This is a genomic window from Streptomyces niveiscabiei, from assembly GCF_001419795.1.
GTDB classification, from domain to species: Bacteria; Actinomycetota; Actinomycetes; order Streptomycetales; family Streptomycetaceae; genus Streptomyces; species Streptomyces niveiscabiei.
Map to the genome: position 1 here is coordinate 1 of NZ_LIRL01001183.1, position 1,681 is coordinate 1,681.

The 1,681-nt window shown below is 77.3% G+C and carries 1 protein-coding gene and 1 pseudogene; one reads left to right on the forward strand and one right to left on the reverse strand.

Going from position 1 to position 1,681, the window contains the following annotated elements:
• Positions 1-24 precede the first annotated feature (24 nt).
• Entirely contained in the window at positions 25-1,314 is a 1,290-nt protein-coding gene (locus AOK24_RS41760) for a streptophobe family protein (protein WP_240554380.1), read from the reverse strand.
• Positions 1,315-1,447: 133 nt separating this feature from the next.
• Between AOK24_RS41760 and AOK24_RS41765 the strand changes: the two are divergent.
• Positions 1,448-1,681 (forward strand): annotated as a pseudogene (locus tag AOK24_RS41765) (DUF6777 domain-containing protein); the annotation flags it as partial.

A 1,681-nucleotide genomic window follows, 5' to 3' on the forward strand; every position in this document is an offset into this window, starting at 1 on the left:
CCGGGGACCTGCGGGGCGGCGAGGTCAGGGGCGTGCGCCGCCCGCCCGAGTGGGCCGCCGTGATGTTCGCGGCAGACACCCCGCGATGAACCCGGCGGCAAACCCCCACAGCGCCGCGAGCGCGAGCGCCGGCCACCACTGGGGGCGCAGCAGCAGCGTGCCGCCCAGACCGCCGCCGAGGTCGCCGATGCCGAGGAGGGACAGGCCGTAGTGGGCCTCGGTGCGGCACAGGAGGGAGACCGCGAGGACGGCGAGCGTCAGCCCGACAGCCAGGTGCAGCCCGTGCCGCCAGGCGGGCGTCCCCGCTGGTGAGCGCCGGACCATCACCCGGGCCACCGCCAGCAGCACGAGCGCCTCCACCAGGACGAGCCACCACACGCGCCCGTCCTGCGCGGCCAGCGTGCGCAGGTTCAGGGCCGAGAGGTCCGGCGTGCGCAGCACCTCGTCCAGCACCTTCGGCATCGGCAGCCCGAACGGCCCCTGCACGCGCCCCTCCCAGGTCGCGCCCAGCCCGAGCGTCAGCGTCAGCCACATCAGGTTCGGCATGCCGAGCAGCACGACGGCGACCGTCTCGGGCCGGTGCCCCCGGGCGACGAGCACCCCGAGCGCGGCGAGCACCCCGAGGGCGACCCACGCGAGGAGCAGCACGAGCACCGCGTACGACACCGGCCGTACCGTCTCCTGCGCGCGCAGGAGCCTGCCGGGCAGCGGGGCGCCGCGCGAGACCAGTAGCGCGAGCAGGAGCACGCCCGCCAGCCACACCAGGCCCACCGAGAGGGTGAGCGGCAGGTCGGTGGTGAAGCCGACCTCGGGGGTGGCGTCGAACAGGTCGCCGAGGTCGCCCAGCGTGCCCTGGCCGAGCGAGACGCGGAACGTGTGCCGGGCGGCGAGGGCGATGCCCAGCAGGGCCAGCAGCCAGACGGCCGCGAGCCGCGCCGCCCAGCCCGCCAGCTCCGCCGCCCCGGCGACCGCCCGGTGCCGCAGCGGGCGCAGGAACCCGGCGCCGATCACCAGCGCCCCGGCCAGCGTCACCGACAGCGGGAGCACGGCCATCCCGGCCCGGCTGCCCGCGAGGTCGCCCGCCGCGCCGGACAGCTTCACCGTGCCGCCGACCGCCGTCACCACGGACGCCGCGACGACGCTCGGGAACGCGCCGCCGGGCAGGTCCGTCGCCCCGGCCGTCAGCAGGCCCAGCGCGGCCACGAGCCCCATCGCGAGGACTCCGGCGAGCACGGCGGCGAGCGCCTGGGGCCAGCCGTGCCGGGAGGGGAGGGGCCGGGCGGGGCCGGCCGGGGAGGGATCGGAAGTGATCACGCTGCCCACGCTAAGCAGCCCCGGCGGGGCCCGCCTGCCGGGTGCGCCGTCGGTGTCCGCTTGCGGGAGACACCCGTTCGGAGCACACAATGGGGACGTTGTATGACAAAACGACCCCACTTCGGGAGGGTGCGTGAGCGTCGACCCGCCGTCTTCCGGCAACCCCACCGGACCGCCCTCGGGCCCCCTCTCCGGCCCCTCCCAGCCCGCATCGGGACCGCCGGACGAGCCGCACCGCCCTTGGTGGAGATCCGCGCCCCGCATCGCCCTCGCCACCACCGCCGCCGTGGCCGTCACGGCCGTCGCGCTCCTCCTCACCCGCTCCGGCGGGGACTCCGGCGACAAGGGCGGCGGCGCGGGCGGCGGC